Source organism: Reyranella sp. (genome assembly GCF_965227665.1).
Classification (GTDB): domain Bacteria; phylum Pseudomonadota; class Alphaproteobacteria; order Reyranellales; family Reyranellaceae; genus Reyranella.
The window spans coordinates 133,452-159,806 of sequence record NZ_OZ245767.1 but is presented as its reverse complement, the minus strand read 5'-3'; the positions used below and the strand labels follow the sequence as shown (position 1 = coordinate 159,806).

The 26,355-nt window shown below is 67.2% G+C and carries 27 protein-coding genes and 1 tRNA gene; 8 read left to right on the top strand and 20 right to left on the bottom strand.

The features are described 5' to 3' along the window. Nucleotides 1–13: 13 nt before the first annotated feature. Both hydA and ACO07I_RS00785 read right to left on the bottom strand, forming a co-directional pair. Entirely contained in the window at nucleotides 14–1,483 is a 1,470-nt protein-coding gene (gene hydA / locus ACO07I_RS00790; RefSeq protein WP_324504709.1) for a dihydropyrimidinase, read from the bottom strand. 4 nt (nucleotides 1,484–1,487) lie between these two features. Beyond that, complete coding sequence (locus ACO07I_RS00785; protein WP_422013358.1) at nucleotides 1,488–2,444, bottom strand: dihydrodipicolinate synthase family protein; 957 nt, start codon at nucleotides 2,442–2,444, stop codon at nucleotides 1,488–1,490. 136 nt (nucleotides 2,445–2,580) lie between these two features. On the opposite strand from ACO07I_RS00785, the gene ACO07I_RS00780 reads away from it, so the two are divergent. The 6 genes from ACO07I_RS00780 (at nucleotide 2,581) to ACO07I_RS00755 (ending at nucleotide 9,675) form a co-directional block, all read left to right on the top strand. Further along, entirely contained in the window at nucleotides 2,581–3,519 is a 939-nt protein-coding gene (locus tag ACO07I_RS00780) for an ABC transporter permease (RefSeq protein WP_422013356.1), read from the top strand. Further along, nucleotides 3,516–4,421: an ABC transporter permease gene (locus ACO07I_RS00775; protein WP_422013354.1), complete on the top strand. Its 906-nt coding sequence runs from the start codon at nucleotides 3,516–3,518 to the stop codon at nucleotides 4,419–4,421. The genes ACO07I_RS00780 and ACO07I_RS00775 overlap by 4 nt, the downstream gene beginning before the upstream one ends. A 24-nt stretch (nucleotides 4,422–4,445) precedes the next feature. Next, nucleotides 4,446–6,020, top strand: coding sequence for an ABC transporter substrate-binding protein (locus ACO07I_RS00770; RefSeq protein ID WP_422013352.1), 1,575 nt, complete (start codon nucleotides 4,446–4,448; stop codon nucleotides 6,018–6,020). 34 nt (nucleotides 6,021–6,054) lie between these two features. Next, the gene (locus ACO07I_RS00765; protein ID WP_422013350.1) at nucleotides 6,055–7,518 is read left to right on the top strand and encodes an amidohydrolase family protein; all 1,464 of its coding nucleotides are present in this window, start codon (nucleotides 6,055–6,057) and stop codon (nucleotides 7,516–7,518) included. A gap of 103 nt (nucleotides 7,519–7,621) precedes the next feature. Next, nucleotides 7,622–8,602 (top strand): ABC transporter ATP-binding protein, encoded by a 981-nt coding sequence (locus ACO07I_RS00760; protein WP_422013348.1) that lies wholly within the window; start codon nucleotides 7,622–7,624, stop codon nucleotides 8,600–8,602. Then, on the top strand, nucleotides 8,599–9,675 hold the full coding sequence (locus ACO07I_RS00755) for an ABC transporter ATP-binding protein (protein ID WP_422013346.1): 1,077 nt from the start codon (nucleotides 8,599–8,601) through the stop codon (nucleotides 9,673–9,675). The genes ACO07I_RS00760 and ACO07I_RS00755 overlap by 4 nt, the downstream gene beginning before the upstream one ends. A gap of 257 nt (nucleotides 9,676–9,932) precedes the next feature. Here ACO07I_RS00755 and ACO07I_RS00750 read toward each other — a convergent pair whose 3' ends face one another. After that, a complete protein-coding gene (locus tag ACO07I_RS00750; protein ID WP_422013344.1) occupies nucleotides 9,933–10,676 on the bottom strand; it encodes a hypothetical protein in 744 nt (247 codons plus the stop codon). Nucleotides 10,677–10,686: 10 nt separating this feature from the next. After that, complete coding sequence (locus ACO07I_RS00745; protein WP_422013342.1) at nucleotides 10,687–11,709, bottom strand: NAD(P)/FAD-dependent oxidoreductase; 1,023 nt, start codon at nucleotides 11,707–11,709, stop codon at nucleotides 10,687–10,689. A gap of 173 nt (nucleotides 11,710–11,882) precedes the next feature. Between ACO07I_RS00745 and ACO07I_RS00740 the strand changes: the two genes are divergently transcribed. Beyond that, entirely contained in the window at nucleotides 11,883–12,602 is a 720-nt protein-coding gene (locus tag ACO07I_RS00740; RefSeq protein ID WP_422013340.1) for an alpha/beta family hydrolase, read from the top strand. 139 nt (nucleotides 12,603–12,741) lie between these two features. Here ACO07I_RS00740 and ACO07I_RS00735 read toward each other — a convergent pair. The 15 genes from ACO07I_RS00735 to ACO07I_RS00665 all read right to left on the bottom strand — a co-directional run bounded on the left by ACO07I_RS00735 (nucleotide 12,742) and on the right by ACO07I_RS00665 (nucleotide 24,324). Then, nucleotides 12,742–12,818, bottom strand: a tRNA-Met gene (locus ACO07I_RS00735). A 55-nt stretch (nucleotides 12,819–12,873) separates the two neighbouring features. Beyond that, a complete protein-coding gene (locus ACO07I_RS00730; RefSeq protein ID WP_422013338.1) occupies nucleotides 12,874–14,142 on the bottom strand; it encodes an alkaline phosphatase family protein in 1,269 nt (422 codons plus the stop codon). Between the two features lie 37 nt (nucleotides 14,143–14,179). Next, nucleotides 14,180–15,178, bottom strand: a complete 999-nt coding sequence (locus tag ACO07I_RS00725) for a Bug family tripartite tricarboxylate transporter substrate binding protein (protein ID WP_422013336.1) — start codon at nucleotides 15,176–15,178, stop codon at nucleotides 14,180–14,182. A 43-nt stretch (nucleotides 15,179–15,221) separates the two neighbouring features. After that, nucleotides 15,222–16,361, bottom strand: coding sequence for a tRNA 2-thiouridine(34) synthase MnmA (gene mnmA / locus ACO07I_RS00720; protein ID WP_422013334.1), 1,140 nt, complete (start codon nucleotides 16,359–16,361; stop codon nucleotides 15,222–15,224). Nucleotides 16,362–16,406: 45 nt separating this feature from the next. Then, nucleotides 16,407–16,922 (bottom strand): hypothetical protein, encoded by a 516-nt coding sequence (locus tag ACO07I_RS00715; RefSeq protein WP_422013332.1) that lies wholly within the window; start codon nucleotides 16,920–16,922, stop codon nucleotides 16,407–16,409. Between the two features lie 47 nt (nucleotides 16,923–16,969). Further along, the gene (locus tag ACO07I_RS00710) at nucleotides 16,970–17,530 is read right to left on the bottom strand and encodes a hypothetical protein (protein WP_422013330.1); all 561 of its coding nucleotides are present in this window, start codon (nucleotides 17,528–17,530) and stop codon (nucleotides 16,970–16,972) included. A 72-nt stretch (nucleotides 17,531–17,602) separates the two neighbouring features. Beyond that, nucleotides 17,603–17,809: a Fe-S cluster assembly protein IscX gene (iscX, locus tag ACO07I_RS00705; RefSeq protein WP_422013328.1), complete on the bottom strand. Its 207-nt coding sequence runs from the start codon at nucleotides 17,807–17,809 to the stop codon at nucleotides 17,603–17,605. A gap of 9 nt (nucleotides 17,810–17,818) precedes the next feature. Continuing rightward, a complete protein-coding gene (locus tag ACO07I_RS00700; RefSeq protein ID WP_422013326.1) occupies nucleotides 17,819–18,145 on the bottom strand; it encodes a ferredoxin family 2Fe-2S iron-sulfur cluster binding protein in 327 nt (108 codons plus the stop codon). Between the two features lie 27 nt (nucleotides 18,146–18,172). Next, on the bottom strand, nucleotides 18,173–20,068 hold the full coding sequence (gene hscA / locus ACO07I_RS00695; RefSeq protein ID WP_422013324.1) for a Fe-S protein assembly chaperone HscA: 1,896 nt from the start codon (nucleotides 20,066–20,068) through the stop codon (nucleotides 18,173–18,175). Further along, entirely contained in the window at nucleotides 20,065–20,577 is a 513-nt protein-coding gene (gene hscB / locus ACO07I_RS00690; protein WP_422013322.1) for a Fe-S protein assembly co-chaperone HscB, read from the bottom strand. The genes hscA and hscB overlap by 4 nt, the downstream gene beginning before the upstream one ends. A 5-nt stretch (nucleotides 20,578–20,582) precedes the next feature. Next, nucleotides 20,583–20,978, bottom strand: coding sequence for a HesB/IscA family protein (locus ACO07I_RS00685; protein WP_422013320.1), 396 nt, complete (start codon nucleotides 20,976–20,978; stop codon nucleotides 20,583–20,585). Nucleotides 20,979–20,998: 20 nt separating this feature from the next. Next, entirely contained in the window at nucleotides 20,999–21,391 is a 393-nt protein-coding gene (gene iscU / locus ACO07I_RS00680) for a Fe-S cluster assembly scaffold IscU (RefSeq protein ID WP_298304809.1), read from the bottom strand. 45 nt (nucleotides 21,392–21,436) lie between these two features. Then, complete coding sequence (locus tag ACO07I_RS00675; protein WP_422013318.1) at nucleotides 21,437–22,675, bottom strand: IscS subfamily cysteine desulfurase; 1,239 nt, start codon at nucleotides 22,673–22,675, stop codon at nucleotides 21,437–21,439. Nucleotides 22,676–22,693: 18 nt separating this feature from the next. Then, nucleotides 22,694–23,824, bottom strand: a complete 1,131-nt coding sequence (locus tag ACO07I_RS00670) for a cysteine desulfurase family protein (RefSeq protein WP_422013316.1) — start codon at nucleotides 23,822–23,824, stop codon at nucleotides 22,694–22,696. Nucleotides 23,825–23,850: 26 nt separating this feature from the next. After that, complete coding sequence (locus tag ACO07I_RS00665; RefSeq protein WP_422013314.1) at nucleotides 23,851–24,324, bottom strand: Rrf2 family transcriptional regulator; 474 nt, start codon at nucleotides 24,322–24,324, stop codon at nucleotides 23,851–23,853. Nucleotides 24,325–24,563: 239 nt separating this feature from the next. On the opposite strand from ACO07I_RS00665, the gene ACO07I_RS00660 reads away from it, so the two are divergent. Beyond that, entirely contained in the window at nucleotides 24,564–25,238 is a 675-nt protein-coding gene (locus tag ACO07I_RS00660) for an alpha/beta hydrolase (RefSeq protein ID WP_298304799.1), read from the top strand. Nucleotides 25,239–25,252: 14 nt separating this feature from the next. Here the strand turns inward: ACO07I_RS00660 and ACO07I_RS00655 are convergent, their stop codons facing one another. Then, nucleotides 25,253–26,335, bottom strand: a complete 1,083-nt coding sequence (locus ACO07I_RS00655; protein WP_422013312.1) for an anhydro-N-acetylmuramic acid kinase — start codon at nucleotides 26,333–26,335, stop codon at nucleotides 25,253–25,255. Nucleotides 26,336–26,355 lie beyond the last annotated feature (20 nt).

Genomic DNA, 26,355 nt, shown 5'->3' with positions numbered 1-26,355 from the left:
TTGCTTCTCTCCTCTAGAACAACGGCTTCAGGCCGAAGCGCGACATGGCCTGCAGTTCGGGCGCGCTCTGGCCGATGGGCTTCGACGAATCGGGCGAGGCGCAGGGCAGGAACTGGCCCGAGCCGCGCTCGGCGTTGAGCTTGCCGTCTTCGACCACGACACGGCCGCGGCTCACCACGGTGATCGGCCAGCCCTTGATCTGGCGGCCCTCGTAAGGCGTGTAGCCGACATTGTCGTGCAGGTCCTTCCAGGTGACCGTGACATCCTTGTCGGCATCCCAGATCGCGAAGTCGGCATCGGAGCCGACGGCGATCGTGCCCTTCTTCGGATAGAGGCCGTAGAGCTTGGCGTGGTTGGCCGAGGTCAGCGCCACGAACTGCTGCAGGGTGATGCGCCCCTTCTGGACGCCCTCCGAGAACAGCATCGGCAGCCGGATCTCGATGCCTGGCACGCCATTGGCCATTTCCTTGAAGGTCGTCTTGTCGCCCTTGGGGATCTTGCCGCCGGCGTTGAACTGGTACGGCGCATGGTCCGACGAGAAGGTCTGGAACGTGCCGTCCTTGAGGGCCGCCCACACCGCTTCCTGCGCCGCCGAATCGCGCGGCGGCGGGCTGCAGCACCACATGGCGCCCTCGACGCCGGGCTTGTCCATGTCGTCGGCGGTCAGCGCGATGTACTGCGGGCAGGTCTCGCCGAAGATCTTGAGCCCCTTCTTCTGCGCCTGGCGCAAGGTCTCGATCGCCTCGATCTCCGACATGTGGACCAGCAGCAGTGGCGCATCGACCAGCCGGGCCAGCGAGATCGCGCGGTTGGTCGCCTCGGCCTCGGCGAGGCGGGCATGGGCGATGGCATGGAACTTCGGCGCGCCATGGCCCTGGTCGACGAGATGATGCGCCAGCCACTGGATCATGTCGTGGTTCTCGGCGTGCACCATGACCAGCGCGCCGTCGCGTCTTGCCACGGAAAGGATGTCGAGGATCTGATAGTCGCTGACCTTCATCGCATCGTAGGTCATGTAGATCTTGAACGAGGTATAGCCGTCCTTGATCAGCGCCGGCAGCTCCTGCCCCAGCGCCTGCGGCGTCGGATCGGTGACGATCAGGTGGAAGGCGTAATCGATCACCGCCTTCGGAGTCGCCGCCTCGTGATACTCGTTGACCACCTGGCGCAGCGACATGCCGCGATGCTGGGCCGCAAAGGGAATGACCGTCGTGGTGCCACCGAAGGCAGCGGAGACCGTGCCGGTGTAGAAGTCGTCGGCGCACATCACGCCCATGCCCGACTTCTGTTCGATGTGGCAGTGGCTGTCGACGCCGCCCGGCAGGACGAACTTGCCGCCGGCATCGATCTCGCGCGTGCCCGTGCCTTTCAGGTCCGGCCCGATCTCGACCACCTGGCCATCCTTGACGGCGATGTCGCCTTCGGCCTGCCGTTCGGCGGTGACGATGCGGGCGTTGCGAACGATCAGATCGTAATCAGCCATTGTCCTACTCCGCCGCCTTGGCGAGACGGCCGCTGGCCGCCAGACGCCGTTCGAGGCGCGCCATCATTCCGTCGAGTTCCGTCCTGTCCGCCGCCGTCAGCGACGACCCGGGCGCCCGCTGCTTCGGGCTCTTGATGGCGCCGCGACGGAACAGCACTTCCTTGCGCAGCGCCAGGCCGATCGCCGGCTGCACCTCGTGGCGCACCAGCGGCAGGTAGATGTCGAACAGGTCCTCCGCCTCCTCCGCCTTGCCCTGGGCGAAGAGGTCATAGACCTGCACCAGCATCTCGGGCCAGGCGAAGCCGGTCATGGCGCCATCGGCGCCGCGGCGCATCTCCTGCGGATAATAGAGCCCGCCATTGCCGACCAGGATCGACACCCGGCGCCGGCCGGGCTTCTTCTCGCCTTCGCGGACCTTGGTGAGCTTGGCCAGGCCTGGCGCGTCCTCGTGCTTCAACATGACGAGCTGAGGGAAGTCGTCGACCAGCCGCTCGAACACGCTGACCGGCAGGTAGACGCCGGTGGTCTGCGGGTAGTCCTGATAGACCACCGGGATATGCGGACCCAGCGCCTGGAAGACCTGCGCATAGTAGTTGTAGAGACCCTCGTCACCCTTGAGCCCCGGCGACGGCGCCACCATCACGCCGGCGGCCCCGGCCATCATCGCCTCGTGCGAGAGGCGCCGCACGTTCTCGAGCCCGGCATGGCTCACGCCCACGATCACCTGCCGCCCCTGGGCCCGGCCGATCACGCGGTTGACCACCGAGATCGATTCTTCCGCGGTCAGCTTGTGGGCCTCGCCCATCATGCCGAGCAGCGTGAATCCATGTACGCCGCAGCCCAAATAAAAGTCGGTCAAGCTGTCGACGCTCTGAAGGTCGACCGCGCCCTCGTCGGTAAAGGGCGTGGCGGCGATGATGTACACGCCCTTCGCCTGCTCGTTCAGCTTGCCTGATGACATCGTCGACGCTCCTCGGCGCGGTTCTTGCAACGCCCCCGGAATGAGGTTGCAGCGATCATGCCACTCGTCGGGCGCTTGTCGAGCGTCGCGGCGGCGGCAAGCGTTCTTACCCGAAGAGGGGCAGGTGTCGAAGTAAATGGCGAGGCATATCGCTCATCGATTGATGATTTCGTTTCCGGTTCTGCTGGGGGTGCTGCTCATCGGCTTCCTGCTGCTGCAGGTCGTGCCTACCGATCCGGCAACGGTGGTCGCAGGTCCGACGGCGACCAAGGCGGAAGTCGACGCGATCCGAAACGACCTCGGCCTGAACCAGCCGCTCTGGGTCCAGTTCGGGCGCTACCTTGGCCGTGTGTTCCAGCTGGACCTCGGCCGCTCCATGATCTCCAACCGCGCCGTCGTCGACGAGATCGCCCTCACCCTCTGGCCGACCGTCGAGCTGATGCTCGCCTGCCTGATCTGGGCGGTGCCGCTCGGCATCACCCTGGGCACCCTCGCCGCCCGCCGCCGCGGCACGGTCATCGACCGCGCCATCATGGCGCTCTCGGTCATGGGCGTGTCGGTCCCGATCTTCTGGGTCGGCCTGCTGCTGATCCAGTATGTCGGCGGCACCGGCCTGTTGCCCTTCCAGGGCCGCAACGGCCCGATCTGGACCGCCGATGGCTTCCTGAGCATCATCCTGCCGGCCGTGACCCTGGGCGCCGTGTTCGTCGGTCCGGTTGCCCGCATGACGCGCACCTCCCTGCTGGAGACGCTGGGCGCCGACTACGTGCGCACCGCCCGCGCCAAGGGCGCCTCGGACTGGCGGGTCACGATCCGCCATGCGCTGCGCAACGCGATGATCCCCGTGATCACGCTGGTGGGCCTGCAGATCGGCTTCCTGCTGGGCGGTTCGATCGTCACCGAGACCATGTTCGCCTGGCCGGGCGTCGGCCGAATGGCGGTGGGCGCCATCACCTCCAGCGACTTCCCGCTGGCACAGGGCGCGATCCTGATCCTCGCCGTCGGCTTCATGGCGATCAACCTGCTGGTCGACGTCCTCTACGCCTATCTCGACCCAAGGATTGCCCGCGGATGACCGACGCCGCCCTGCCGTTGCAAAGCCAGGCCGACCAGCGCGCCATTGCTGCGATCCGGCGCAAGAACGCCGTGTGGCGGCGCATCCTGCGCGATCCGCCCGCGGCCGCCGCCGCCCTCTTCCTCATCGTGATCGTCGGGGCCGCGATCCTCGCGCCCTGGATCGCGCCCTTCGACCCCTATGCCTCCAACATGCGGCTGCGGCTGTGCCCGATCGGCGGCGCGCGCTGCCCGGATTTCCTGCTGGGCGCCGACAACCAGGGACGCGACATGCTCAGTCGCATCCTGTTCGGCCTGCGCGCCACCCTGGGGATCGGCATCATCGCCGTCCTGGTCGGCGGCGGATTGGGCGCATTGATCGGGCTCAGTGCCGCCTACTTCAGACGCCTCGACCAGCCGCTGATGCGCCTGGTCGACGTGCTGCTGTCCTTCCCCTCGATCCTGTTCGGCCTCGCCATCGCGGCCGTGATGGGCACCGGACTCTTCTCCCTCGTGATTGCGCTCAGCATCGCGTCGGTGCCCTCGATCGCCCGCATCGCCCGCGGGGCCGCGCAGTCGATCATGCAGCAGGAATACATGGAGGCCGGCCGCGCCGTGGGCCTCGGAGACGGCGCCCTTATCTGGCGATACCTCGCCCTCAACTGCTGGCCGACCATCCTGATCTACATGACGCTGCAGCTCGGCCAGGCGATCCTGCTGGGGGCGGCGCTGTCGTTCCTCGGGCTGGGCGCTCAACCGCCCACCGCCGAGCTGGGCAGCATGGCGGCCGACGGCCGCAAGTTCCTCTCGATCGCGCCGCAGGTCTCGACCATCCCCTGCGCGGCGATCTTCCTCGTGGTGCTCGCATTCAATGTTCTGGGGGATGCGCTGCGCGACGCCCTCGATCCGAAGTTGAGGCAATGACGTGAAACAGCAGGAGGCGTGGGCATGAAGAAGCTGACAGTGGCGGCACTGGCCGCGGTCGCCGTGACCGGCATGGCGGCGCCGGCGATGGCGCAGAAGAGCGTGACGATCGTGCGCGAGATCGACACCGATCGCTACGATCCGCACAAGTCGACCGCCCGGTCGGGCGCCGAAGTCATCTACATGATGGGTGACACGATGGTGAATCTCGACTTCGACATGAAGACGTTGAAGCCGGGCCTCGCCAAGAGCTGGAGCGTCTCGCCCGACGGCCTCACCTACACGTTCAAGATCCGCGACGACGTCACCTTCTGCAGCGGCAAGAAGATGACGGCGAAGGACATCGTCGCCACCTACGAGCGCTGGCTCGACCCGGAAACCAAGGGTCTCGTGAAGTGGCGCATGGGCGACGTCGACAAGGTGACCGCGCCCGACGACTTCACCGTCGAGTACAAACTCAAGAAGCCGTTCTCCGAACTGCTCTACCAGATGACCCAGTACTTCCACACGGTTCTGAACGTCGACCAGGCCAAGCAGCTCGGCGCCGACTTCGGCGTGAAGGGCTTCGACGGCACCGGCCCCTACTGCTTCGAGAGCTGGACGCCGCGCGACTCGACGGTGCTCTCCAAGCACAAGGGCTACAAGTGGGGCCCGCCGATCTACGACTACACCGAGGCGCAGGTCGACAAGGTGATCTGGAAGGTGGTGCCCGAGGAGAACACCCGCGTCACCGCGCTCCAGGCCGGCCAGGCCGATGCCAGCCAGTACGTGCCTTACTGGTCGATCAAGGAACTGCAGGCCAACAAGAACCTCTCGGTGACCAAGGCCGAGAACTTCTTCTGGACCTACTTCATCGGCTTCAAGGTCGACAAGGAACTGGTCAACGACGTGCGCGTGCGTCAGGCGATGAACCTCGCGGTCGACCAGAAGGCGATCACCGAGGCCGTGACCTTCGGCTTCGCCGACCCGGCTTCGACGATGCTGATGCCCAACGTCCTCGACTTCAACGGCAAGCTGAACAAGGCGGCCTACGGCGAGAACATCAAGGAGGCCGACCGGCTGCTCGACGAGGCGGGCTGGAAGAAGGGCGCCGACGGCTTCCGCTACAAGGACGGCAAGAAGCTGGCGCCGCTGATCTACGGCATCTCGGGCGCCTTCAAGGAGATCGCCGAAGCCGTGCAGGGCGACCTGCGCAAGGTCGGCGTCGACCTGCAGATCCAGCTGTTCGACGCGACGGTCGCCTGGGGCAAGCTCGCCACGCAGGAGTTCGACGCCTTCGGCATGAGCTTCCCCTATGTCAGTGCCGGTGACGCGCTCAACCTCTACTTCCGGTCGACCAATGCGCCGACCCCGAACCGCATGAACTGGAAGGACAAGGAAACCGACGAGCTGCTCGACAAGGGTTCGACCGCCCTCGACGAGGCCACGCGCACGAGCTCGTACCAGGCCGTGCAGCAGAAGGTGCACGATGCCTTCGTCTGGATCCCGCTGTTCCACGAGCCCCTGTTCGTCGTGGCCGGCGCCAAGCTGAAGCCCATCAAGGCCCACGGCAACTATGGCTGCGGTCTCTACAAGGGCCTGGGCCTCGCCTACAAATAGCCAGCAGACAGCAAGCAACCGGAGCGAAGCGCGTATGAAGACGACCAAGATCGCCGGCCTCGACCACGTCGTTGCGTGGGACGAGGCCGAGGGGCGGCACGTCTATCTCGAAAATGCCGATCTCGTGTTCAAGGGCAACGAGATCGCCCATGTCGGACCGGGCTACACGGGCCCGGTCGACACGACCATCGAGGGCAAGGGGATGATGGCCATCCCCGGCCTCGTCAACGTCCACAGCCACCCCTTCTCCGAGCCCGCCAACAAGGGCCTCACCGAGGAGTATGGCAGCGACAAGCTGGGCCAGAGCTCGCTCTACGAATACCTGACGGTGTTCGGCCTCAATCCCGAGGATGCCGGCCCCTCTTCCAAGGTCGCGGTGTCGGAGCTGCTCAAGAGCGGCGTGACGACCATCACGGATCTTTCGATGGCGCGCCCCGGCTGGGCGGACGACCTCGCCTCTACGGGCATCCGCGCCGTCGTCTGCCCGATGATGCGTCAGGGCGTCTGGTACACCAAGAACGGCCACACGGTTGAGTATGCCTGGGACGAGAAGGCCGGCGAGAAGGCCTTCGAGGCCTCTATGGCGACGCTCGACGAGGCGGCAAAACATCCCAGCGGCCGGATCTCCGGCATGGTCGGCCCGGCGCAGATCGACACCTGCCGAGAGGGCTTCTTCAAGGAGGCGCTGCAGGAGGCCCGGCGTCGCGGCCTGGCGATGCAGACCCATGCCTGCCAGGCCGTCGTCGAGTTCCACGAGATGGTCCATCGCCATGGCAAGACGCCCATCGAATGGCTCGAGTCGATCGGTGTGCTCGGGCCCGACCTCATCATCGGCCACGGCATCTTCCTGAACGACCATCCGCAGATCCACTATCCGCACGCCAACGACTTCGAGCGGCTGCGCGATTCCGGTGCCTCGGTGGCGCACTGCCCCACCGTCTTCGCGCGGCGCGGCATGGTGATGAACTCGATCGGCCGCTACATGGATGCGGGCATCACGGTCGGCATCGGCACCGACACCTTCCCGCACAACATGCTCGATGAGATGCGGCTGGTCTGCTACCTCGCCCGCGCCATCACCATGAACTACAAGATGGGCACGACGCGGCACGCCTTCGAGGCGGCCACGATCGGCGGCGCCAAGATGCTCCGCCGGCCCGATCTCGGGCGGCTCGCGCCGGGCTGCAAGGCCGACTTCTCGCTGGTCGACATGAGCCATCCCTACATGCAGCCGGCCCACGAGCCGGTGCGCAGCCTGATCTACTCGGCCGGCGACCGCGCCATCCGCCACGTCTATGTCGACGGCACGCAGGTGGTGAAGGACGGCCAGGTCCTGACGGTCGATGTCGAGGCCGCGACCGCGGGCCTCGTCGAGGGCCAGCGCAAGCGGCTCGAAACGGTGAGCCAGCGCGACTGGGCGGGCCGCACCGCCGATCAGCTCGCGCCTCCGGTCTACGGCACGCGCGATCGCCTGCCGCAGTCGCGGCCGGTGACCTGACCATGGCGCGGCCTGTCATCTCGAGCGAAGCGAGGGACCTTTGAAGCAACAGGAAGGGTCCCCCGGCCTGCGGCCTCGGGATGACAAGGGTGCCCTCCTGGAAGTGAAGGGCCTGCGCACGGAGTTCCGCTCCGGCGGCAGTTCCTTCCCGGCCGTCGACGGCATCAGCTTCTCGCTGGCGCCGGGCGAGACGCTGGGCATCGTGGGCGAATCCGGCTGCGGCAAGTCGGTGACGTCGCTCTCGATCATGCGGCTGGTGCCCAACCCGCCCGGCCGCATCACGGCGGGCGAGATCAAGCTGGAAGGCCGCAATCTCCTCGACCTGCCGGAAACCGACATGCGCGCCGTGCGCGGCGACGACATCGCCATGATCTTCCAGGAGCCAATGACCAGCCTCAACCCGGTGCAGACCGTGGGCGATCAGATCATCGAGGCCGTCCAGCTGCACCGCTCGCTCAGCGCCGCCGCGGCCCGCGCCCGCGCGCTCGAAATGCTGCAACTGGTCAAGATCCCCTCGCCCGAGACGCGACTCGACGAATATCCGCACCAACTCTCCGGCGGCATGCGCCAGCGTGTGATGATCGCGATGGCGCTCGCCTGCGACCCAAAGCTACTGATTGCCGACGAACCCACGACGGCGCTCGACGTCACCATCCAGGCGCAGATCCTCGACCTGCTCCGCGACCTGCGCGAGCGCACAGGCGCGGCGATCATGCTGATCACCCACGATCTCGGTGTCGTCGCTGAACTCGCGCATCGCGTGATCGTCATGTATTCCGGCCGCATCGTCGAGGAAGCGCCGGTCGGCCTGCTGTTCGCCGACCCGCAGCATCCCTATACGCTGGGCCTCCTGGGCTCGATCCCGCGGCTCGGCAGCGACGGCGACGAGCGCCTGACGGCCATCGAGGGCGTGGTGCCCAACCCCTACGCCCTGCCGCCCGGCTGCCGCTTCAGCCCGCGCTGCGCGCTGGCGGATGAGAAATGCCGCGCCGAGCAGCCCACCTTGCGCGAGATCGCGCCCGGCCACCGCGCCGCCTGCTGGAAGGCGCCCCTCGATCTCGTCCTGGCCGAGGCCGCCGAATGACCACCGAGCCCCTCCTCTCCGTCTCCGGCCTCACCAAGCACTTCCCGGTAAAGCGCGGCATCGTCTTCCAAAGCGCCGTCGGTACCGTGCGCGCGGTCGACGGCCTCTCCTTCGACGTGGCCCCGGGCGAGACCCTGGCGCTGGTCGGCGAATCGGGCTGCGGCAAGTCGACGACGGGCCGCCTGGTGCTGCGCCTGATCGAGGCCACCGAGGGCACCATCCGCTTCGAGGGCCGCGATGTGCGCGGCCTCTCCCGCGGCGCGCTGCGCGACCTGCGCCGCGACATGCAGATCATCTTCCAGGATCCCTATGCCTCGCTGAACCCGCGCCTCACCGTGGGCGAGACGCTGGCCGAGCCGTTGCGCCTGCACGGGCTGGCCTCGGGCGCGGCGCTGCGCCGGCGCATCGACGAGCTACTGGGCGAGGTCGGCCTGTCGGCCTGGCACGCGCTGCGCTATCCGCACGAATTCTCCGGCGGCCAGCGCCAGCGCATCGGCATCGCCCGCGCGCTGGCCTCGCAGCCCAAGCTGATCGTCTGCGACGAGCCGGTCTCGGCGCTCGACGTGTCGATCCAGGCACAGGTCATCAACCTGATGCAGGACCTGAAGGGCAAGTTTGGGCTCTCCTACATCTTCATCGCCCACGATCTCGCCGTCGTGCGGCACATCTCCGACCGCGTCGCCGTCATGTATCTCGGCAAGATCGTCGAGCTGGCGCCCAAGCGCAGCCTGTTCGCGCGGCCGCGCCACCCCTACACCCAGGCCCTGCTGTCGGCCGTGCCGGTGCCCGATCCGACCGCGCAGCGCGCGCGCATCCGCCTGGCCGGCGACGTGCCCAGTCCGCTCAACCCGCCCAAGGGCTGCCGCTTCCACACGCGCTGCGCCTACGCCCAGGACCGCTGCCGCAAGGAGGAGCCCCTGCTCCGCCCCCTGGAAGACGGCGCCGGCGCCGAGGGCCAGGTCGTGGCCTGCCACTTCGCCGAGAGCATCGTGCCACCCACTCTGGTCCCGGAGAACGATCCGCCCTACGCCCGCCGCCTCGCCGCCCTGCGCAAGCTCTCCGCGGCGGCGTAGGCGTCGGGTCACTCGCTATTGGAGACAAGAAACGGGCCCCCTGCATTGATTGACTGCCCGTAGCGACCCTGCGCCCCGGCGACATCGTCAACGAGCGCAAACGAAATAAACGAAATAAACGAAACAGTCGAAGCGGACTCCACCCCCGGAACCCCTCCCAGCAGTTGTGGTGAAAATCCCGCCGACCCCCTACAGGAAGGAGCCGGTGCGGCCAAGTCTTCCCCAGAAGCCTCGTGCCGACGGTGCCCGAAGGCGGCTCACGCCAGGGGAATCACGTCCTCGACTCTCGCATCCAGGACGAGGTCGTCGGAGGCGCCGAGGAGCCAGAGCGCGATCACGTCGAGGGTCAGGATGGAACGGTGCCACCAGCGCTGGATGAGGTCGTGAAGCGCTGCCGCTTCCACGGCCTCCAAGTGATCGACGAAATTGAACAGACCGACGAGATACAGGTCCGTCTCGGGCCTGCCGAGACTCCGCTGGATCCGGCGCAGCAGGTTCATGCCGTTCCGACACTCTGGGTAGACGCGCAGATAGAGGCGGCCGACGTTGATGTTGCCGGAGAACAGGCCGCGCACCTCGACACGTAACGGACCGAGCTGCCTGAGAGCGGCCCTCTCGTCGTCGGAAATGCGGTACGGCACATCCTTCGACAGAGATCCGCAGATCGTTGCGTGGAGTCTCTCCCGGCGCTTCGCCATCAGATCCCAGGCGATCTTGGTCGCGAAGGGCAAGTGCCTGAGTTCGCCTTCCAGCTCCTGATAAGCGGCCGACTTCTCCAGCTCGTCCGGAGGGATCGGCAGGACCAGCGAGAAAGCCCGTTCGTGCTGTCCCATGCGATAGCTTGCACCGGGCCGCGACGGGATCACGTCGGGATGATCCGGCGCGATCAGAGGCAGGTGCGCCAGACGATAGGCCTCGTCCAGCCGGAGCTCCTCTCCGGGCACGAACCGCGTGCGGCTCCGCTCGTAGCCGAGTTCTGCATCGGAGCAGAAACTGTCCACGGCCGGCCGCTCAGGCGTCGGGCACGCCCGAGGTCGTCGAATACTCGAAGTGCAGCGGCGTCTCTGGATGGATCAGCGCATAGGCCGAGCGCGCCGCGATCGCGGCCTCCGCGAAGCCGGTCAGGATCAGCTTCAGCTTGCCCGGATAGGTGACGACGTCGCCCACGCCGAAGATGCCGGGCTTGTTCGTCGCCGCCGTCGCGGGGTCGACCTCGATCTGGTTGCGCTCCAGCGCCAGGCCCCAGTCGGCGATCGGCCCCAGCGACATCGACAGGCCGAAGAACGGCAGCAGCACATCGGCCTCGATGCGCCGGGTCTCGCCCTCCATGGTGGCGACGGTGACCGCCGTGAGCTGCCCGCCTGCGCCTTCCAGACCGTGGAGCTGGTAGGGCACGACGAGGTCGATCCTGCCCGCCTTCGCCAGCGCCTTGAGCTTCGCCTCACTGTCGGGCGCAGCGCGGAACCGGTCGCGGCGGTGGATCAACGAGACACGGCCGGCGATCTCGGCCAGCGACAGCGCCCAGTCGACGGCCGTGTCGCCGCCGCCCGCGATCACCACCCGCTTGCCGCGGAAGGTCTCGCGCTGGGTGACGTAGTAGAAGACGCTGCGGCCCTCGTAGGCCTCGATGCCGGGCAACGGCGGGCGGTTGGGCCCGAATGCGCCGACGCCGGCGGCGACGATCACCGCCTTGGCCTGCAGCACGGTGCCCTTCGAGGTCGTCACCCGCCAGAAGCCACCGGTCAGCGGCTCCAGCGCCTGAACCTGCTCGCCCAGGTGATAGACCGGCCGGAAGGCCGCCGCCTGGGCCTTAAGCCGGACGATGAGCTCGGCCGCCTCGATGCGGGGAAAACCCGGAATGTCGTAGATCGGCTTCTCGGGATACAGCGCCGTGCACTGGCCGCCGGGATCGTCGAGCACATCGACGACATGGCAGTTGAGGCGGACCATGCCGCACTCGAAGACGGCGAAGAGGCCGACTGGCCCCGCGCCTATGATGATGACGTCGGTCTGCTGTGTGTGTCCGGTGGCCATGGTCTAAATTGGCGCAGGTGAAGAACAAATGAAAGGCCCCCGGCCGCACACTTGGAAGGCACAGAACCCGGGAGCCCGGGGGTGCCCGCGGCGACCGGCGCCCAAGTCGGCAATGCTGCTTTGGAACCGCCGTTCGCGCCAGTCTGTGAGTTCATTTGAGGAGTGTCAGTTTGATGTTTGGTCCTGCCTACTTCCTTTCAGGTGATTCGTTTCTGAAAAGAACGGCTGTCGAGGATGCAGCTCGCCAGCGGCTGGCGCCGGTGTTCTCGAAGTGGATTGGCAGAGAGGAGATAAAAGTTCGGAACGAGGAATCGCCTTCGCGCCTCAGCGTATCGGAGCGAGTCGCGCTCTTGGAGAAAATGGTTCCAGCGAACGAGGAAGCAGGACAGGAAGTGTTGATCGGAAGGTCATCCGGCGGCCGCGTGGCGACTTTGTTTGCCATGCGTCGGCCAGTCAAAGCGGTCATTTGTTTTGCTTACCCGTTCCGGCATCCGAGTAGTGTGTTGGAGCCGCTTCGCTTCAGCCACCTGGCTCATATCACGGTGCCCACGCTGATCTTCCAGGGGACGCGGGATGCCTACGGAGCGATTGGCATCACGGAAGACTACGCGCTTTCGCCGGCTGTAACCGTGAGATTTGTCGACACCGACCACGATTTTGATTTGTCACCGTCCAAGTGGGATGAGGTTGCCCAGAAGGTGACAAAATTTCTGCACAGCGTTGACCAAGGATCGCCGGCCAAGGGCGCGCGTTTCGACGAGGCCTTCTACCTGAGCACTCATCCCGATGTGGCCGCGGCGATTGCCGCTGGGGAGTACGTGTCCGGTGAACATCATTTCAAAATCAAGGGCCGCAGGAAGGGTCGACGCTTCCGGCTTCTGGCCGACACTTGAGATTCTGAAGTTTGGGTGCGGCTCGCCACGGCAAAGAGGCCAACCGCTACAGGGAGCGCTGAAAAGCTCCCCCAGATCAGCCCCCCCCCCGCTCCCACCAACCGATTGTGTAGTGTTTTCAATCGGTTGGTGAGGGGGTTGGTAGCTGGGGGCGGACTTGAACCGCCGACCCCGGCATTATGAGTGCCGTGCTCTAACCAGCTGAGCTACCCAGCCATGGGTGGGCGCTTTTATGCGGCGGGGCCGTAATCTGTCAAGAAAAGCAGCGGCATCACTCAGCGGTTAAAGGCGCACCGTCCATGTCGTCCACCGACTCGCCCAGGAATCGCAGGATGGTCGGTGCGATGTCCACGAGGCTCGTGGGGCGGCCCGCCTCGCCCTGGCCGAACTCGGGATGGATGAAGGTCAGGAACGGCCGGGTTTCGGCCGGTCCCAGGCCGCCATGATGGCCGCAGCCGATTTCCGGCGTGCCCTCGCCATCCTCGACCAGCCAGCGCGTGCCGGGGACGCCATGGGCGTTGGTCTCGTCGTGACGTGTCGTGTCCACGGCGGCCACCAGCGCGTCGGCCGTCAGACCGGTCGCCGCCAGTGCCTCGCCGGTCAGGATCGAGCCGGCCCACGGCTCACGGCGCATCTTCGGCAGCAGATCGTCGACCGCCGCCCTCGCCGCGCCGGTCGCGTAGATCAGCGCCGAGGTGCCCTGAGAGGCGACGCCGATGCGGGCTTCCTTCAACTCGGCGGCGAGGCCGTTCTCGGCCAGCCAGTTGCCGATATGGACGGAGCGCCCGATCGTTTCGTGGCCGTGGTCCGATCCGACCACGAGCAACGTGTCGAACCGGTTCTCATGCGCCTCCACCGTCTCGATGACCTGCGCCACCAGCCGGTCGGTGACCGCCAGCGCCTGGAGATGCTCGGGCGATCCCAGCGGGTCGTGGTGCAGGGTGAGGTCGGGGTTCGCGAGCCACAGGATCGCCAGCCGGAAGCCATCGGACGGGACGACCTCCGCGCAGAAGCGTCGCGTCATCTCGATGTCGCCGTCGAGATCGTGGCTCACGTCGAGATGAGCGTCGCCGGTCAGCGAGGAGCCGCCGGGGCCGAACGACCCGGCGCGATGCAGCACCGTGCCGAAATGATCGGGGTCGAGGAAGTAGGCCGCGCCCGGCGAGACGTTCGAATAGGCGACCTGGCCGCCTGACTTCGCCAGCCGCTCGGCCATAGTGGGCACGCGCAGCGTGCGGCCTGTCACCCGGCGCATGGTCTCGCGGAAGGACGGCGCGCCGACATTGTGCACGGTGATCCGGCCCTCCTCGACCAGCGCCATCTGGTTGCCTTCGAGCCCGTGCCGGCCGGGAAAACAGCCCGTCGCGATCGAGGCGGCGGAGACGCGCGTAACCGAGGGAAACACCGCGCGATGATCGTTGGCGCGGCGATGGCCGGCCAGCAGGCGTGCCAAGGTCGGCGTGTGCATTTCGCTGACCCACTCGGCGCCGAGGCCGTCGCACACGATCAGGATCACCCTGCGGGGCCGGGAAGCGTTCATGAGACCATGATAGACCATGCCCGGCCTCGGGGGATCGTCATTCCGGCTGGATGCCTGCCTGCGAAACGATGCGGTCGCTCTTCGCGACTTCGTCCAGCACGAACTGGCGGAACTGATCGGCCGTCGAGCCGACCGGCACTGCGCCCTGGTCGCGCAGGGCGCTCTGGACCTCGGCGGCCGCAAGCGCGCCGACCAGGCCGATGCGCAGTTTGTCGACGATCTCCTGCGAGGTGCCCTTCGGCACCGCGACACCGACCCAGGTGTTGAACTCGTAGCCGGGGAAGCCCAACTCGGCCATGGTAGGAACGTCCGGCAAAGCCTCCGACCGGACCGAGGACGTCACGGCGAGCGCGCGCAGCTTGCCCGAGCGGACAAGCGGCACGGCCGGCGGCACGCTGCTTACGGCCATATCGATGTGTCCGCCCACGGCATCCTGCACCAGCGGGCCCGAGCCCTTGTAGGGAATGTGCAGGAATCTGGCCTTGGCCATGCTCGACAGGAGTTCGGCCGCGAGATGCTGCGGGCTGCCGCTGCCGATCGATCCGTAGCTGACCGTATCGGGCTTGGCGCGCGCGGCCTCGATCAGCTCCTGCAGCGACGCCTTGGAGGTCGCCGGTGCCACGAAGACCAGCGGGAAAGTCGCCACAAGCGTCACCGGCTCGAAGTCGGTCCGCGGGTCGTAGCTCATGGTCTTGAACAGGCTGGCGTTGATCGCCATCTCGCTCGCCGCGCCGAACAGGACCGTGTAGCCGTCGGCCGGCGCCTTCGCGACGCTGGCGGCGCCGATCATGCCGGTGGCGCCGGGCTTGTTCTCGATGACCACCGTCTGGCCGAGCACGTCCGACAGGCGTGCCGCCATCGCGCGTCCAGTGATGTCGGTGCCGCCGCCCGGCGGATAGGGAATGATCAGCTTGACCGGCTTGGCGGGATAGGTGTCAGCGCGAACGGCGGACGGCGCCGCCGCCGAAAACGCCAGGAGGAGCGCCGCGAGGGAATCGCGACGCGAGAAAGGACGCTGGGTGATGTCGCTCGTCATGCCCGGCCTTATCCGGGCAACCGGTGACGCGGCGGTTACAGGTTCATGGCGAACGTCGGATGAAGCCGCCGCCCAACACGCGACTGCCTGTCGCGGTGTCGTAGACCACGCAGGCCTGTCCGGGCGAGACGCCGATTTCCGGCTCGGCAAAGCGAACGACTGCGCCCTCGTCCGTCAGCTCGATCTCGGCGGGACGCAGGGACTGGCTGGAGCGCACGCGGACCTGCACCGGCAGACGTCCCTCGTGAGGGCCATTCAGCCAGTTCACGTCATACAGCGTGATCTCGTCACGGCCGAGCGCAGACCTCGGGCCCACGACCACACGGCGTGTCGTGGGATCCAGGCGCACGACGTAAAGAGGATCATTGTCGGTCCCGTCGCGCCCGCCTAGCGCCAGGCCGCGACGCTGTCCCACGGTGTAGCGCACGATGCCCTCGTGACGGCCCACGACGTTGCCCGCCATGTCGACGATGTCGCCGGGTTCCACGGCCTCCGGTCGCAGCTTCTGCACGACCGACGCGTAGTTGCCCTGAGGCACGAAGCAGATGTCCTGGCTGTCGGGCTTGTCCGCGACCGCGAGGTCGAACCGCCCGGCCAATGCGCGCGTCTCGCTCTTGGGCAGATCGCCCAAGGGGAAGCGCAGAAACTCGAGCTGCTCGCGCGTCGTGCCGAACAGGAAGTAGCTCTGGTCGCGCGCCGCGTCTGCACCGCGATGAAGCTCCGGGCCCGCCTCGCCCATCACTCGACGCACGTAGTGGCCGGTCGCCAGGGCCTCGGCGCCGAGCTCGCGCGCCGTCCGCAGCAGGTCGCGGAACTTGACCGTCCGATTGCAGGCGATGCATGGAACCGGCGTCTCGCCGCGTGCATAGGCGTCGGCGAAGGAGTCCATCACCTCGGCGCGGAAGCGGCTCTCATAGTCGAGCACATAGTGCGGGATCGACAGGCGCTCGGCGACCTGGCGCGCATCCTGGATGTCCTGGCCGGCGCAGCAGGCGCCCGTCTTCCCCACTGCGACGCCGTGATCGTAGAGCTGGAGGGTGACGCCCACGACGTCGTAGCCCTGCTCCTTCAGCAGAGCTGCGGTCACCGACGAGTCGACGCCGCCCGACATGGCGACGACCACACGGGTGTCTGCGGGCGCCTTGTCGATGCCGAGGGAGTTGAGCGAGGACAGGGGGTACATGGCGGGGCCTATATAGGCCTCGCTCCCTGCCCCCGCCAGCCGCGGCTAGTCGCGGCGGGTGCCGGTGTCGCGCACGACCTTGGCGACGCCGTTGCGGTCATAGACGATGGCGACACGGTCGCCCATCTGGATCTCGCCGTCGTCGGGCTGGGCGACCGTCACACGCTGCCCGTCGTCACGCTGGACGGTGATCTCGATGCCGCGCCGGGGTGCGTTCTGATCGACCGCCGTCCCGGCAATGCCGCCCGCTATGGCGCCCAGAAGGCCGCCGACCACGGCGCCACCCGCCGAGTTGGTGATGGCACCGCCGGCCACGGCACCGCCCACGGCGCCGAGGCCGCCGCCGATCAGCGTGCCGTCGCTCACGCCGGAACCCCGGTTGCCGCGGACCTGGACCTCGCGGATCGAGATCACCCGTCCCTGCTCGCCTCGGTAGGTCGCGCCCTGCGCGGAGGTGTTGACCACGCCGGGCTGAACCGCGCCGCTGGTGCCGTTACAGGCGCTCAACCCCATTGCGAGGACGGCTGGAACAAGGAGGCCGACGCGCCATTTGCCGAACATCTGAAGAGACACCTTTCGTACTATCGATCAAAACGAACGTGAGGAATTCAATCCAGGTTGCGCGACGTATCGCGTACGACGCGTGCGACGCCGCGATCATCCTGCACGATCTGTACGCGGTCGCCGAGCTGGACGTCCCCGTCGTCGCGCTGCGCGACGGTCACGCTCTGCCCATCGTCGCGCTGCACCGTGACCTCGATGCCCCGGCCGCCGCTGCGCTGTCCGTCGGCAATGGTACCCGCGATGGCGCCACCCACCGAACCAAGCAGGAGTCCGACGAGGCCACCCCCCACCGTCTGGCTGGTGATCGCGCCGATCGTGGCGCCGACACCGCCGCCGATAATGCCACCCATGAGCGCACCGTTGCCGCCGCCGGCACCCGCCAATCCGACCTCGCGAATGGAAACGACGCGGCCGGGCCCGCCGACAGGCGTACTATAGGCCACCTGCGTCGGCGCTCCCGGTGGTGGAGGCGCGCTCGCCTGGGCGCCATAGACCGGCGCCGTCGAACTGACGATGCCGGGCTGAACGGCGTTGGACGCGCAAGCGCCCAGTCCCGCTGCCAGCACCAGCGGCAGCAGCAGCGGACGCACTCTCGTCGCGATCATGGGGACCCCTCCCGGATCATCCTGTGTCGCCCGCATTTCCGGCCAAATTACGGCGTCTGGCAAGCGCCAACGCTAGTCGCGCTCGTCGATCCAGGCAGCCTGGATCGCCTCGAGGATCTTCTCGTTCGAACGCCCGGCATCGTCCTCGAAATCGGGGAGTTCCATCACCCAGCGATGCAGGTCGGTGAAGCGCAGATTGACGTTGTCGACGTCGGGATGGCGTTCCTCGAGCTCGATCGCGATGTCCTGGACGTCGGTCCAGCGCAGCTTCCGGGCCATCGGCCTCTCCTACTTGTCGACCATCATGTTGCGCGTCGCGGCGGGAAGCTTGACCACCAGCCCGTCGAGCGCCTCGCTCATGCGGATCTGACAGCCCAGACGGGAGGTATGTGTGAGACCGAACGCAAGGTCGAGCATGTCTTCCTCGTCGTCGCTCGCGGGCGCGAGCTTCTCGAACCACACGGCCTCGACCACGACGTGGCAGGTCGAGCAGGCCAGAGATCCCTCGCAGGCGCCTTCGATGTCGACATGGTTGCGATGCGCGATCTCGAGCACGGAGAGTCCCAGCGGCGCGTCGACTTCCTTGCGCGAACCGTCCCTCAGAATAAACGTCATCTTCGGCATGTCCCGATCTCGCTCCGCTTAGTCGCCGACCCGGCTTTCGAGGTCGCCCATCGACATGCCCGACAGCGCCTCGCGAATGCCGCGGTCCATCCGCCGCTCCGCGAAGGGCTTGGACAGCGTCTCGAGCGCCTCGGCCGCCGCATTGATCTCGTCCCGGCTTTCGCCTTCCATCGCCGCTTCCAGCCGCGTCCGCGCCGCGTCGATCGCCGCGCGCTCCTCAGCCGACAGCAATCCGCCATCCTTCGCGAGGGCAGCGTCCAAAGCCAGCAGACCGCGCCGTGCCTCGACCCTCGCCTCGGTCAGCAGGCGCAGGTTCATGTCGGCCTCGGCATTGTCCATGCTGTCGTAAAGCATGTCGGCCATGTCCTCGTGGCTGAGGCCGTAGGACGGCTTCACCTCGACCCTCTGCGCCACGCCGGTCGTCCGCTCCTCGGCCGAAACCGTGAGCAGCCCGTCGGCATCGACGGCGAAGCTGACGCGAATGCGCGCCGCGCCCGCCGTCATCGGCGGGATGCCCGACAGTTCGAAGCGAGCCAGGCTGCGGCAGTCCGCGACCATCTCCCGCTCGCCCTGGACCACATGAATGGCCATCGCGCCCTGGCCATCCTCGTAGGTCGTGAAATCCTGCGCGAGCTGCGCCGGGATCGGTGTGTTGCGCGGCACGATCTTCTCGACGATGCCGCCCATCGTCTCGAGGCCGAGCGACAGCGGCGTAACGTCGAGCAGCAGCGTATCGCCGCCGCCAGTCAACGCCTCGGCCTGCAGCGCAGCGCCCAACGCCACGACCTCGTCAGGATCGATGTCGGTCAGGGGCGGCTTGCCGATCATCGCGGCGACCTGGGCCCGCACCAACGGCACGCGCGTCGAGCCGCCGACCAGAACCACGCCCTCGATCCCGGTTGCGACCATGCCGGCATCGGCCAGCACGTTGCGGGATATCTCCAGAGTGCGGGCGACGGGAGCCTCCACCATCGTGTCGAACTCGGCGCGGGTGAGCGCATGGAACGACGGTGTACCGGCGATCTCGAGCCGGCCCGAGGTCTGGTCGCGGTCGGAAAGCTGTTCCTTCATGTGGCGGGCCAGCGCCAGCGCCGACTTCACGGCCGTCTCGTCGACCTCGTCCGCCAGGCCATCACGCTTGCGCTCCGCCAGCAGGCGCTCGGCGATGGCACGATCGAAATCGTCGCCGCCCAGCGCCGTGTCGCCGCCCGTCGCGAGCACCTGGAACACGCCCTTCTCCAGCCGCAGCAGCGAGAAGTCGAAGGTACCGCCGCCGAGATCGTAGACCGCGTAGAGTCCCTCGGAGCCCTTGTCGAGACCATAGGCCAGCGCGGCAGCGGTCGGCTCATTGACCAGCCGGAGGACTTCGAGGCCGGCAACACGCGCCGCGTCCCGGGTCGCGGTACGGGCGGCATCGTCGAAATAAGCGGGCACGGTAATGACGGCGCGCTCGACCGGCTTTTCGAGGGCCGCCTCCGCGCGGGTCCGCAGCGCCTTGAGGATCTCGGCGGAAATCTCGACCGGCGACCGCGCCCTGCCGCCGATGCGAAGCTTGACCATGTCGGTCTCGCCGGTTCCCGGCTCGACCTCGTAGGGCAGTACGCCGGCCACCGCATGGAGATCGCCGGCACCACGGCCCATCAGGCGCTTGATCGAGGCCACGACGTTGCGCGGCTCGCGGGCCGTGAAGGCGCGTGCCTCGTCTCCCACCAGCACGCCGCCCGCCTCGGGATAGGCCACCACCGACGGTACGAGCGCTCTGCCCGTCTCGTCGTGCAGAGCCGCCGGCTTGCCGTCGCGGGCGATCGCAACGACGGAGTTGGTCGTGCCGAGATCGATGCCGACCGCCAGCGAGCCCTCGCCGGCATGCGGCAGGGGCGTTTCGCCCGGCTCGTGGATCTCCAGCAAGGTCATGCGTTCGACCGATCAAGATTCATGCGTCGCGCCCGCGCTTCCTCGGCGAACTTGTCGAGGTAACGCAGGCGAAGGAGCGCCTTTCTGAGGGCCGCCCTGTCGTTTGCCAAGAACAAACTGCCCAGCCCTGCCAGGGCCTCCTGCACCTCTACGCGGGCCTGCGCGGCCAGTCTGTCAACCGCCTCCGGCGTGGCCGCGTCGTGCAGCGCCTCGCGCGCCTCCATGGCTTCCATCAGCAGGTCCGGATCGTCGATCGTCTTGCCGTCGCCCGGCAGGTCCACGCCGGCCAGACCGGCCATGTAGAAGGCTCGGCTCAGCGGATCCTTCAGAGTCCGATACGCTTCATTGACCGAGGCGGCCTCCGCCGAGGCCCGCGCCCGATCCTCGGGCGGCTTGGACACGAACCGGTCGGGATGCCATTGCCGCTGGAGGCTGAAATAGGCCCGGTCCAGCGCGGCCGCGTCGAGGTCGAGCGCCGCCGGCAGTCCCAGCCGCGCGAAATGATCCATGGTCTTCAGACGTGGAAGGATTCGCCGCAGCCGCAGCGGCCCTTCTCGTTGGGGTTCCGGAACACGAAGCCCGACTTCAGCTTCTCTTCCTCGTAGTCCATCTCGGTGCCGATCAGGAACAGCGACGCCTTCGGGTCGACCAGCAGCTTGACGCCATGGGCCTCGATGACTTCGTCCATCGGCTCCTGCTTGTCGGCGAACTCCAGCGTGTAGCTGAGACCCGAGCAGCCCTTGGTCCTAACGCCGATGCGAATGCCCGCCGTCGGCTTGCCCCGGCCCTCGATCATGCCCTTGATGCGCTCGCCCGCGAGCGGCGTCACCGTCATCAGCTGCGGGCGCGGACGGCGTACCCGTGGCGCGGCAGGCGCCGCCGGCTTGGTGGTTTCGCTGGTCGTGGTCATACGCTGGGCTCCGAAATGAGCTACTCGGCCTTCTTGGTCGCCTTGGCGCGATAGTCGGCGATCGCCGCCTTGATCGCGTCCTCGGCGAGGACCGAGCAATGGATCTTCACCGGCGGCAGCGCGAGATGGCGCGCGATGTCGGTGTTCTTGATCGTCTCGGCCTCGTCGATCGTCTTGCCCTTCACCCACTCGGTGACGAGCGAGCTCGAGGCGATCGCCGAGCCACAGCCGAAGGTCTTGAACTTCGCGTCCTCGATCAGCCCGTCCGGGCCGACCTTGATCTGCAGCTTCATCACGTCGCCGCAGGCCGGGGCGCCGACCAGGCCGGTGCCGACATCTTCGGCCGTCTTGTCGAACGAGCCGATGTTGCGCGGGTTCTCGTAGTGATCGATCAGCTTCTCGCTGTAAGCCATGTCATTCTCCTCAAATTCCGTTGCGGCGCCCCAGGAGACGAAACCTCAGTGGGCAGCCCATTCAATGGACTTAATATCGATGCCCTCCTGGGCCATCTCCCAGAGCGGGCTCATCTCGCGCAGCTTGTTGACGTGGCGCACCAGCTCGTCGACCGCGGTGTCGACCTCGTGCTCCGTCGTGAAACGGCCAAGACCGATACGCAAAGACGTGTGGGCCATCTCCTCCTCGACGCCGAGCGCCCGCAGCACGTAGCTGGGCTCCAGCGAGGCGGAGGTGCAGGCCGAACCGGACGAAACCGCCAGGTTCTTGATGCCCATCATCAGCGATTCACCTTCGACATACGCGAAGCTGATGTTGAGGTTGCCCGGGATGCGATGCTCCAGGTCGCCGTTGACGACGATGTCCGTGAGCTTGGCACGCAGCCCGTTCAGCATGCGCTCCTGCAGTTTCTTCAGCCGCTTCGCCTCGACATCCATCTCCTTCATGCAGATCTCGGCCGCCTCGCCCAGACCGACGCACAGCGGCGTCGGCAGCGTTCCGGACCGGAAACCGCGCTCCTGCCCGCCCCCGACGATCATCGGCACCAGGCGCACGCGCGGCTTGCGCCGCACGTAGAGCGCCCCGATGCCCTTGGGCCCGTAGATCTTGTGGCCGGAGATGCTCATCAGGTCGATGTTGAGCGCCTCGACGTCGAGCGGGATCTTGCCGGCGGCCTGAGCCGCATCGGTATGGAAGAACACCTTCTTCTCACGGCAGATCTTGCCGATCTCGGCCAATGGCTGGATCACGCCGATCTCGTTGTTCACGGCCATGACCGAGACGAGCACCGTCTTCTCGGTAATCGCCGCGCGCAGCACGTCGAGATCCAGCAGACCGTCCTGCCGGACCGGCAGGTAGGTGACCTCGAAGCCCTGCTGCTCGAGATGGCGGCAGGTATCGAGCACGCACTTGTGCTCGGTCACCGTGGTGATGATGTGGTTCTTGCGGTCCTTGTAGAACTCGGCCACGCCGCGAATCGCGAGGTTGTTCGACTCGGTCGCGCCGGACGTGAAGATCACTTCCTTCTCGTCGGCGCCGATCAGCTTCGCGACCTGCGCGCGCGCCTTCTCGGTGCCCTCCTCGGCTTCCCAGCCATAGGCGTGGCTGCGCGAGCCGGAATTGCCGAACTTATGGGTGAAGTACGGCATCATCGCCTCGAGCACCCTCGGATCCATCGGCGTGGTGGCCTGATAGTCGAGGTAGATCGGCTGGTCGTTGCGCCGGATTTGGGTAATGGCTGTCATGCTAACCCCTCGTTACTCCTACGCCGCCCTGGCCCTGGAACCTGTGTGGAAAATATCCGACTGTTGCACTCGGATATATAGGTCCTGCCATGCTGTGATCAAGCGTTCGATGTCGGCGGATTCGGTGTTCCAGCCCAGACTGATCCGGATCGCGCAGGCTGCTTCCGCGGCCGGCACGCCCATCGCCTCGAGTACAGGCGAACGCTGAACCTTGCCCGAGGAACAGGCCGCGCCAGCACTGACGCAGACACCGGCAAGATCGAGCGCCATGATTTGTGTTTCGGCGGCAATCCCAGGCATGGACACACAACTCGTGTTGCAAAGCCGCGGTGCGCCCGCCCCGAAAACCCGGGCGGCCGGCGCGATCTGGACGAGGGAAAGTTCCAGCTTGTCGCGCAACGCGCCCAATCCCAGCCCCGGCGCGGCCAGAACCGCAGCGGCTCCAAAACCCGCAATGCCAGCCACGTTTTCGGTGCCGGCGCGGCGATTGGATTCCTGGCCACCTCCGCGAAGCGCCGGCGACAGCGGCGCGCCCTTGCGCACCAGGAGGGCCCCGCCCCCCGTCGGCCCGCCGATCTTGTGAGCGGAAAGGCTCAGATAGTCGACGCCAAGATCACGCAGATCGACGGGTACCTTGCCTGCGGCCTGTACGGCATCGCAATGCACCAGGGCGCCCGCGCGCCGCGCGAGGCGCACCACCTCGGCAATCGGCTGCAGCACGCCTGTCTCGTTGTTTGCAAGCATCACCGATAGCAGGACCGGCTCGGCCGACGCCGCGAGAGCGCGTTCGAGGGCCGCCAGATCGAGAACGCCCTCGCCGTCGACGGGAAGGACTTCGGCCTGCGGCACAGGCCGACGCACGCTGTCATGCTCCACGGCGGAAATGAGCACCCGACGGCGCCCGGCGCCCGAGAGGGCGAGATTGTTGGCTTCCGTGCCGCCCGAGGTGAAGACGATCTCGGAAGGCTCGGCGCCGGCCAGGGAGGCGACCTCACGACGCGCCTTGTCGACGATCGCCCGCGCCCTCCGCCCCGATGCGTGCACCGACGAGGGATTGCCGCCCGCCCGCATGGCTTCCGCCATGGCGTCCCAAGCCGCCGGCCGCAGAGGGCTGGTGGCGTTGTGGTCCAGGTAAGCGAGGGGGCGCATGGGATCGACGCGAGCGCGGGGCCGGCCTAGCTGGCCGCTGCCATCGCGTCGGAGGCTGCGACCGGAGGTGCCTCGATCAGGCGCGGCGCGAGCTTGCGCTCCAGCACGTCGAGCAGGGTGACCGAACTCAGGAACAGATGAATCTGGTTGCCGAGCTCCTCCCAGAGATCGTGGGTCAGGCACTTGCTGCGGTCGGCACGGCAGCCGGTGGCGCCCATCTCGGTGCAGCGCGTGGCGCTGATCGGCTCGTCGACTGCCAGGATGATCTCCGACACCCTGGTCTCCGCCGAGCCTCTCGCGAGACGGTAACCGCCGCCGGGGCCCCGCACGCTCTTGACCAGACCGGCACGCCGCAGGCGGGCGAAAAGCTGCTCGAGATACGACAGGGAGATTTCCTGCCGGGTTGCAATATCGGACAGGGAAACCGGCTTAACCTGTGCATGGCGCGCCAGATCGACCATCGCCATGACGGCGTAACGTCCCTTGGTGCTGAGCTTCACAGCATCCTCCTCACGGCCGAAATCGGCCGTCCTTCGCTATGGAAACGCCTAAAGTTCTTGAAAACCAAAGCGTTACTAAGATATGCCAGCGCCCCAGACTGGGGCTCTGGGCAAGACCAACTGCGTAGCTCGGATTTAAGTAATCCCAGTAGGTTGGTCAAGTATCAAGAATCCCCCCGAATCAGCCGCCGAATCGGTTACGACCGGAGGGTCGAATAAGGTGAAGAACCGGAGTTTCGATGCCTGACGTGATGTTTACCGGCCCCGAGGGTCGTCTCGAGGGTCGTTATCACCAGAGCAAGGAAGAACGCGCGCCGATCGCGCTGATCCTGCATCCGCACCCGCAGTATGGCGGGACGATGAATCACAAGGTGGTGTTTTCTCTCTTCCACGTGTTCGTCAATCGCGGCTTCTCGGTGCTGCGCTTCAACACGCGCGGCGTCGGCCGCAGCCAGGGCCGGTTCGACAACGGCATGGGCGAGCTCTCCGACGCGGCGGCGGCGCTCGACTGGCTGCAGGGCATGAATCCCAACGCCAAGTCGTGCTGGATCGCCGGCTACTCGTTCGGCGCCTGGATCGGCATGCAGCTGCTGATGCGCCGCCCCGAGATCGATTGCTTCATCTCGGTCGCGCCGCCGGCCAATTCCTACGACTTCGCCTTCCTCGCCCCCTGCCCGTCGTCCGGCCTGATCGTCGGCGCGGAAAAGGACGAGGTCGTGCCGCAGGCCGACATCCAGAAGCTGGTGGCGCGCCTGTCACTCCAGAAGGGCATCACCGTCGAATCGCGGACCATCAAGGGCGCCAACCACTTCTTCCACGACGCGCTCGACAGGCTTGCGGTCGAAGTCGACAAGTACGTCGCCCAGAGCCTTCTCAATCCGCCGGGCCGCGCGACCAGCAACAAGGAGCCCTGACCGGGGCTTCCCGGCTAGGGCTCGTTGAGGCGCCCGCCGGTCATCGGACGGGGGGCACCGGTGGTGCCGGGAAAGGTCAACGGCAGGCCCCGCAGCGACCGCACCGCGAGGAAGGCGAAGGCCTGCGCTTCCAGGGCGTCGCCATCCCAGCCGAGATCCGCAGCCGTCAGCACCCTGGCTGCCGTCTCTTCGGCGATGGCACGCAGCAGCGTCGGATTGCGGGCGCCCCCGCCACAGATCACCCAGCGCGACACCCGCGCCGGAAAATGCCGCGCTGCAAGCGCGATCGCCCGTGCCGTGCCCCAGGTCAGCGTGGCGGCGCCGTCGGCGACGCTGAGGCCATCGGCCCAGGCATCGTTGAAGTCGCCGCGATCGAGCGACTTGGGCGGCACCTTCGCGAAGAAACGGTGCTCGGCGAAGCGCTGCAACCGGCCGCGGTCGACCTTGCCCGCCGCCGCCAGCGCCCCGTCCTTGTCGTAGCGCTGACCGGCGCGACGCGCGCACCAGTCGTCGATCGGCCCGTTGCCCGGCCCGGTGTCGAAAGCGAGGAGCGAGCCGTCGGGGCCGATCCAGGTCACATTGCCCACGCCGCCGACGTTCACCACGGCGAGCGGCCGCGGCAGGTCCGCCGCCAGGGCGGCGTGATAGACCGGGACCAGCGGTGCTCCCTGCCCGCCCGCCGCCACGTCGGCGGTCCGCAGATCGTTCACGACCCGCACGCCCAGCTCCCGCGCCAGCGCGGCGCCGTCGCCGATCTGCCAGGTGAAGCGATGCTCGGGCCGGTGCGTGATCGTCTGGCCGTGGAACCCCACGAGATCGATGGTCGGCAGCGCAACCCCGGTTTCGCTCGACCAACGGCGCACCGCCTCCACGTGTGCTGCGGTGACGGCCCGCTCGGCAGCGCGCGTCGCTTCCGACGGCTGCTCCGCGCCGAAGGCCGCACGGACGGTGCGCCGCACCGCGTCGTCATAGGGGACGGTCAGGCTGGGGCCGAAGGCTGCGATCCGCTTGCCGTCGGTTTCGATGAGCGCCACGTCGACGCCGTCGAGCGAGGTGCCGCTCATCAGGCCGAGCGCCCGCAGGGGAGATGATGGCATGGCGGGAATGTGTTACACCC

Bases quoted from the DNA above. Each gene is read 5' to 3' on its own strand.
- hscB (WP_422013322.1), bottom strand. From the start codon at position 20,577: ATGGATCATTTCGCGCGGCTGGGACTGCCGGCGGCGCTCGACCTCGAC.
- ACO07I_RS00755 (WP_422013346.1), top strand. From the start codon at position 8,599: ATGACCACCGAGCCCCTCCTCTCCGTCTCCGGCCTCACCAAGCACTTC.
- ACO07I_RS00770 (WP_422013352.1), top strand. From the start codon at position 4,446: ATGAAGAAGCTGACAGTGGCGGCACTGGCCGCGGTCGCCGTGACCGGC.
- mnmA (WP_422013334.1), bottom strand. From the start codon at position 16,361: ATGTACCCCCTGTCCTCGCTCAACTCCCTCGGCATCGACAAGGCGCCC.
- iscU (WP_298304809.1), bottom strand. From the start codon at position 21,391: ATGGCTTACAGCGAGAAGCTGATCGATCACTACGAGAACCCGCGCAAC.
- ACO07I_RS00740 (WP_422013340.1), top strand. From the start codon at position 11,883: ATGTTTGGTCCTGCCTACTTCCTTTCAGGTGATTCGTTTCTGAAAAGA.
- hydA (WP_324504709.1), bottom strand. From the start codon at position 1,483: ATGGCTGATTACGATCTGATCGTTCGCAACGCCCGCATCGTCACCGCC.
- ACO07I_RS00655 (WP_422013312.1), bottom strand. From the start codon at position 26,335: ATGCCATCATCTCCCCTGCGGGCGCTCGGCCTGATGAGCGGCACCTCG.
- ACO07I_RS00745 (WP_422013342.1), bottom strand. From the start codon at position 11,709: ATGGCCACCGGACACACACAGCAGACCGACGTCATCATCATAGGCGCG.
- ACO07I_RS00710 (WP_422013330.1), bottom strand. From the start codon at position 17,530: ATGATCGCGACGAGAGTGCGTCCGCTGCTGCTGCCGCTGGTGCTGGCA.
- ACO07I_RS00700 (WP_422013326.1), bottom strand. From the start codon at position 18,145: ATGACGTTTATTCTGAGGGACGGTTCGCGCAAGGAAGTCGACGCGCCG.
- ACO07I_RS00785 (WP_422013358.1), bottom strand. From the start codon at position 2,444: ATGTCATCAGGCAAGCTGAACGAGCAGGCGAAGGGCGTGTACATCATC.
- ACO07I_RS00730 (WP_422013338.1), bottom strand. From the start codon at position 14,142: ATGAACGCTTCCCGGCCCCGCAGGGTGATCCTGATCGTGTGCGACGGC.
- ACO07I_RS00780 (WP_422013356.1), top strand. From the start codon at position 2,581: ATGGCGAGGCATATCGCTCATCGATTGATGATTTCGTTTCCGGTTCTG.
- ACO07I_RS00775 (WP_422013354.1), top strand. From the start codon at position 3,516: ATGACCGACGCCGCCCTGCCGTTGCAAAGCCAGGCCGACCAGCGCGCC.
- ACO07I_RS00660 (WP_298304799.1), top strand. From the start codon at position 24,564: ATGCCTGACGTGATGTTTACCGGCCCCGAGGGTCGTCTCGAGGGTCGT.
- ACO07I_RS00675 (WP_422013318.1), bottom strand. From the start codon at position 22,675: ATGACAGCCATTACCCAAATCCGGCGCAACGACCAGCCGATCTACCTC.
- iscX (WP_422013328.1), bottom strand. From the start codon at position 17,809: ATGGCCCGGAAGCTGCGCTGGACCGACGTCCAGGACATCGCGATCGAG.
- ACO07I_RS00670 (WP_422013316.1), bottom strand. From the start codon at position 23,824: ATGCGCCCCCTCGCTTACCTGGACCACAACGCCACCAGCCCTCTGCGG.
- ACO07I_RS00685 (WP_422013320.1), bottom strand. From the start codon at position 20,978: ATGACCACGACCAGCGAAACCACCAAGCCGGCGGCGCCTGCCGCGCCA.
- ACO07I_RS00715 (WP_422013332.1), bottom strand. From the start codon at position 16,922: ATGTTCGGCAAATGGCGCGTCGGCCTCCTTGTTCCAGCCGTCCTCGCA.
- ACO07I_RS00725 (WP_422013336.1), bottom strand. From the start codon at position 15,178: ATGACGAGCGACATCACCCAGCGTCCTTTCTCGCGTCGCGATTCCCTC.
- ACO07I_RS00765 (WP_422013350.1), top strand. From the start codon at position 6,055: ATGAAGACGACCAAGATCGCCGGCCTCGACCACGTCGTTGCGTGGGAC.
- hscA (WP_422013324.1), bottom strand. From the start codon at position 20,068: ATGACCTTGCTGGAGATCCACGAGCCGGGCGAAACGCCCCTGCCGCAT.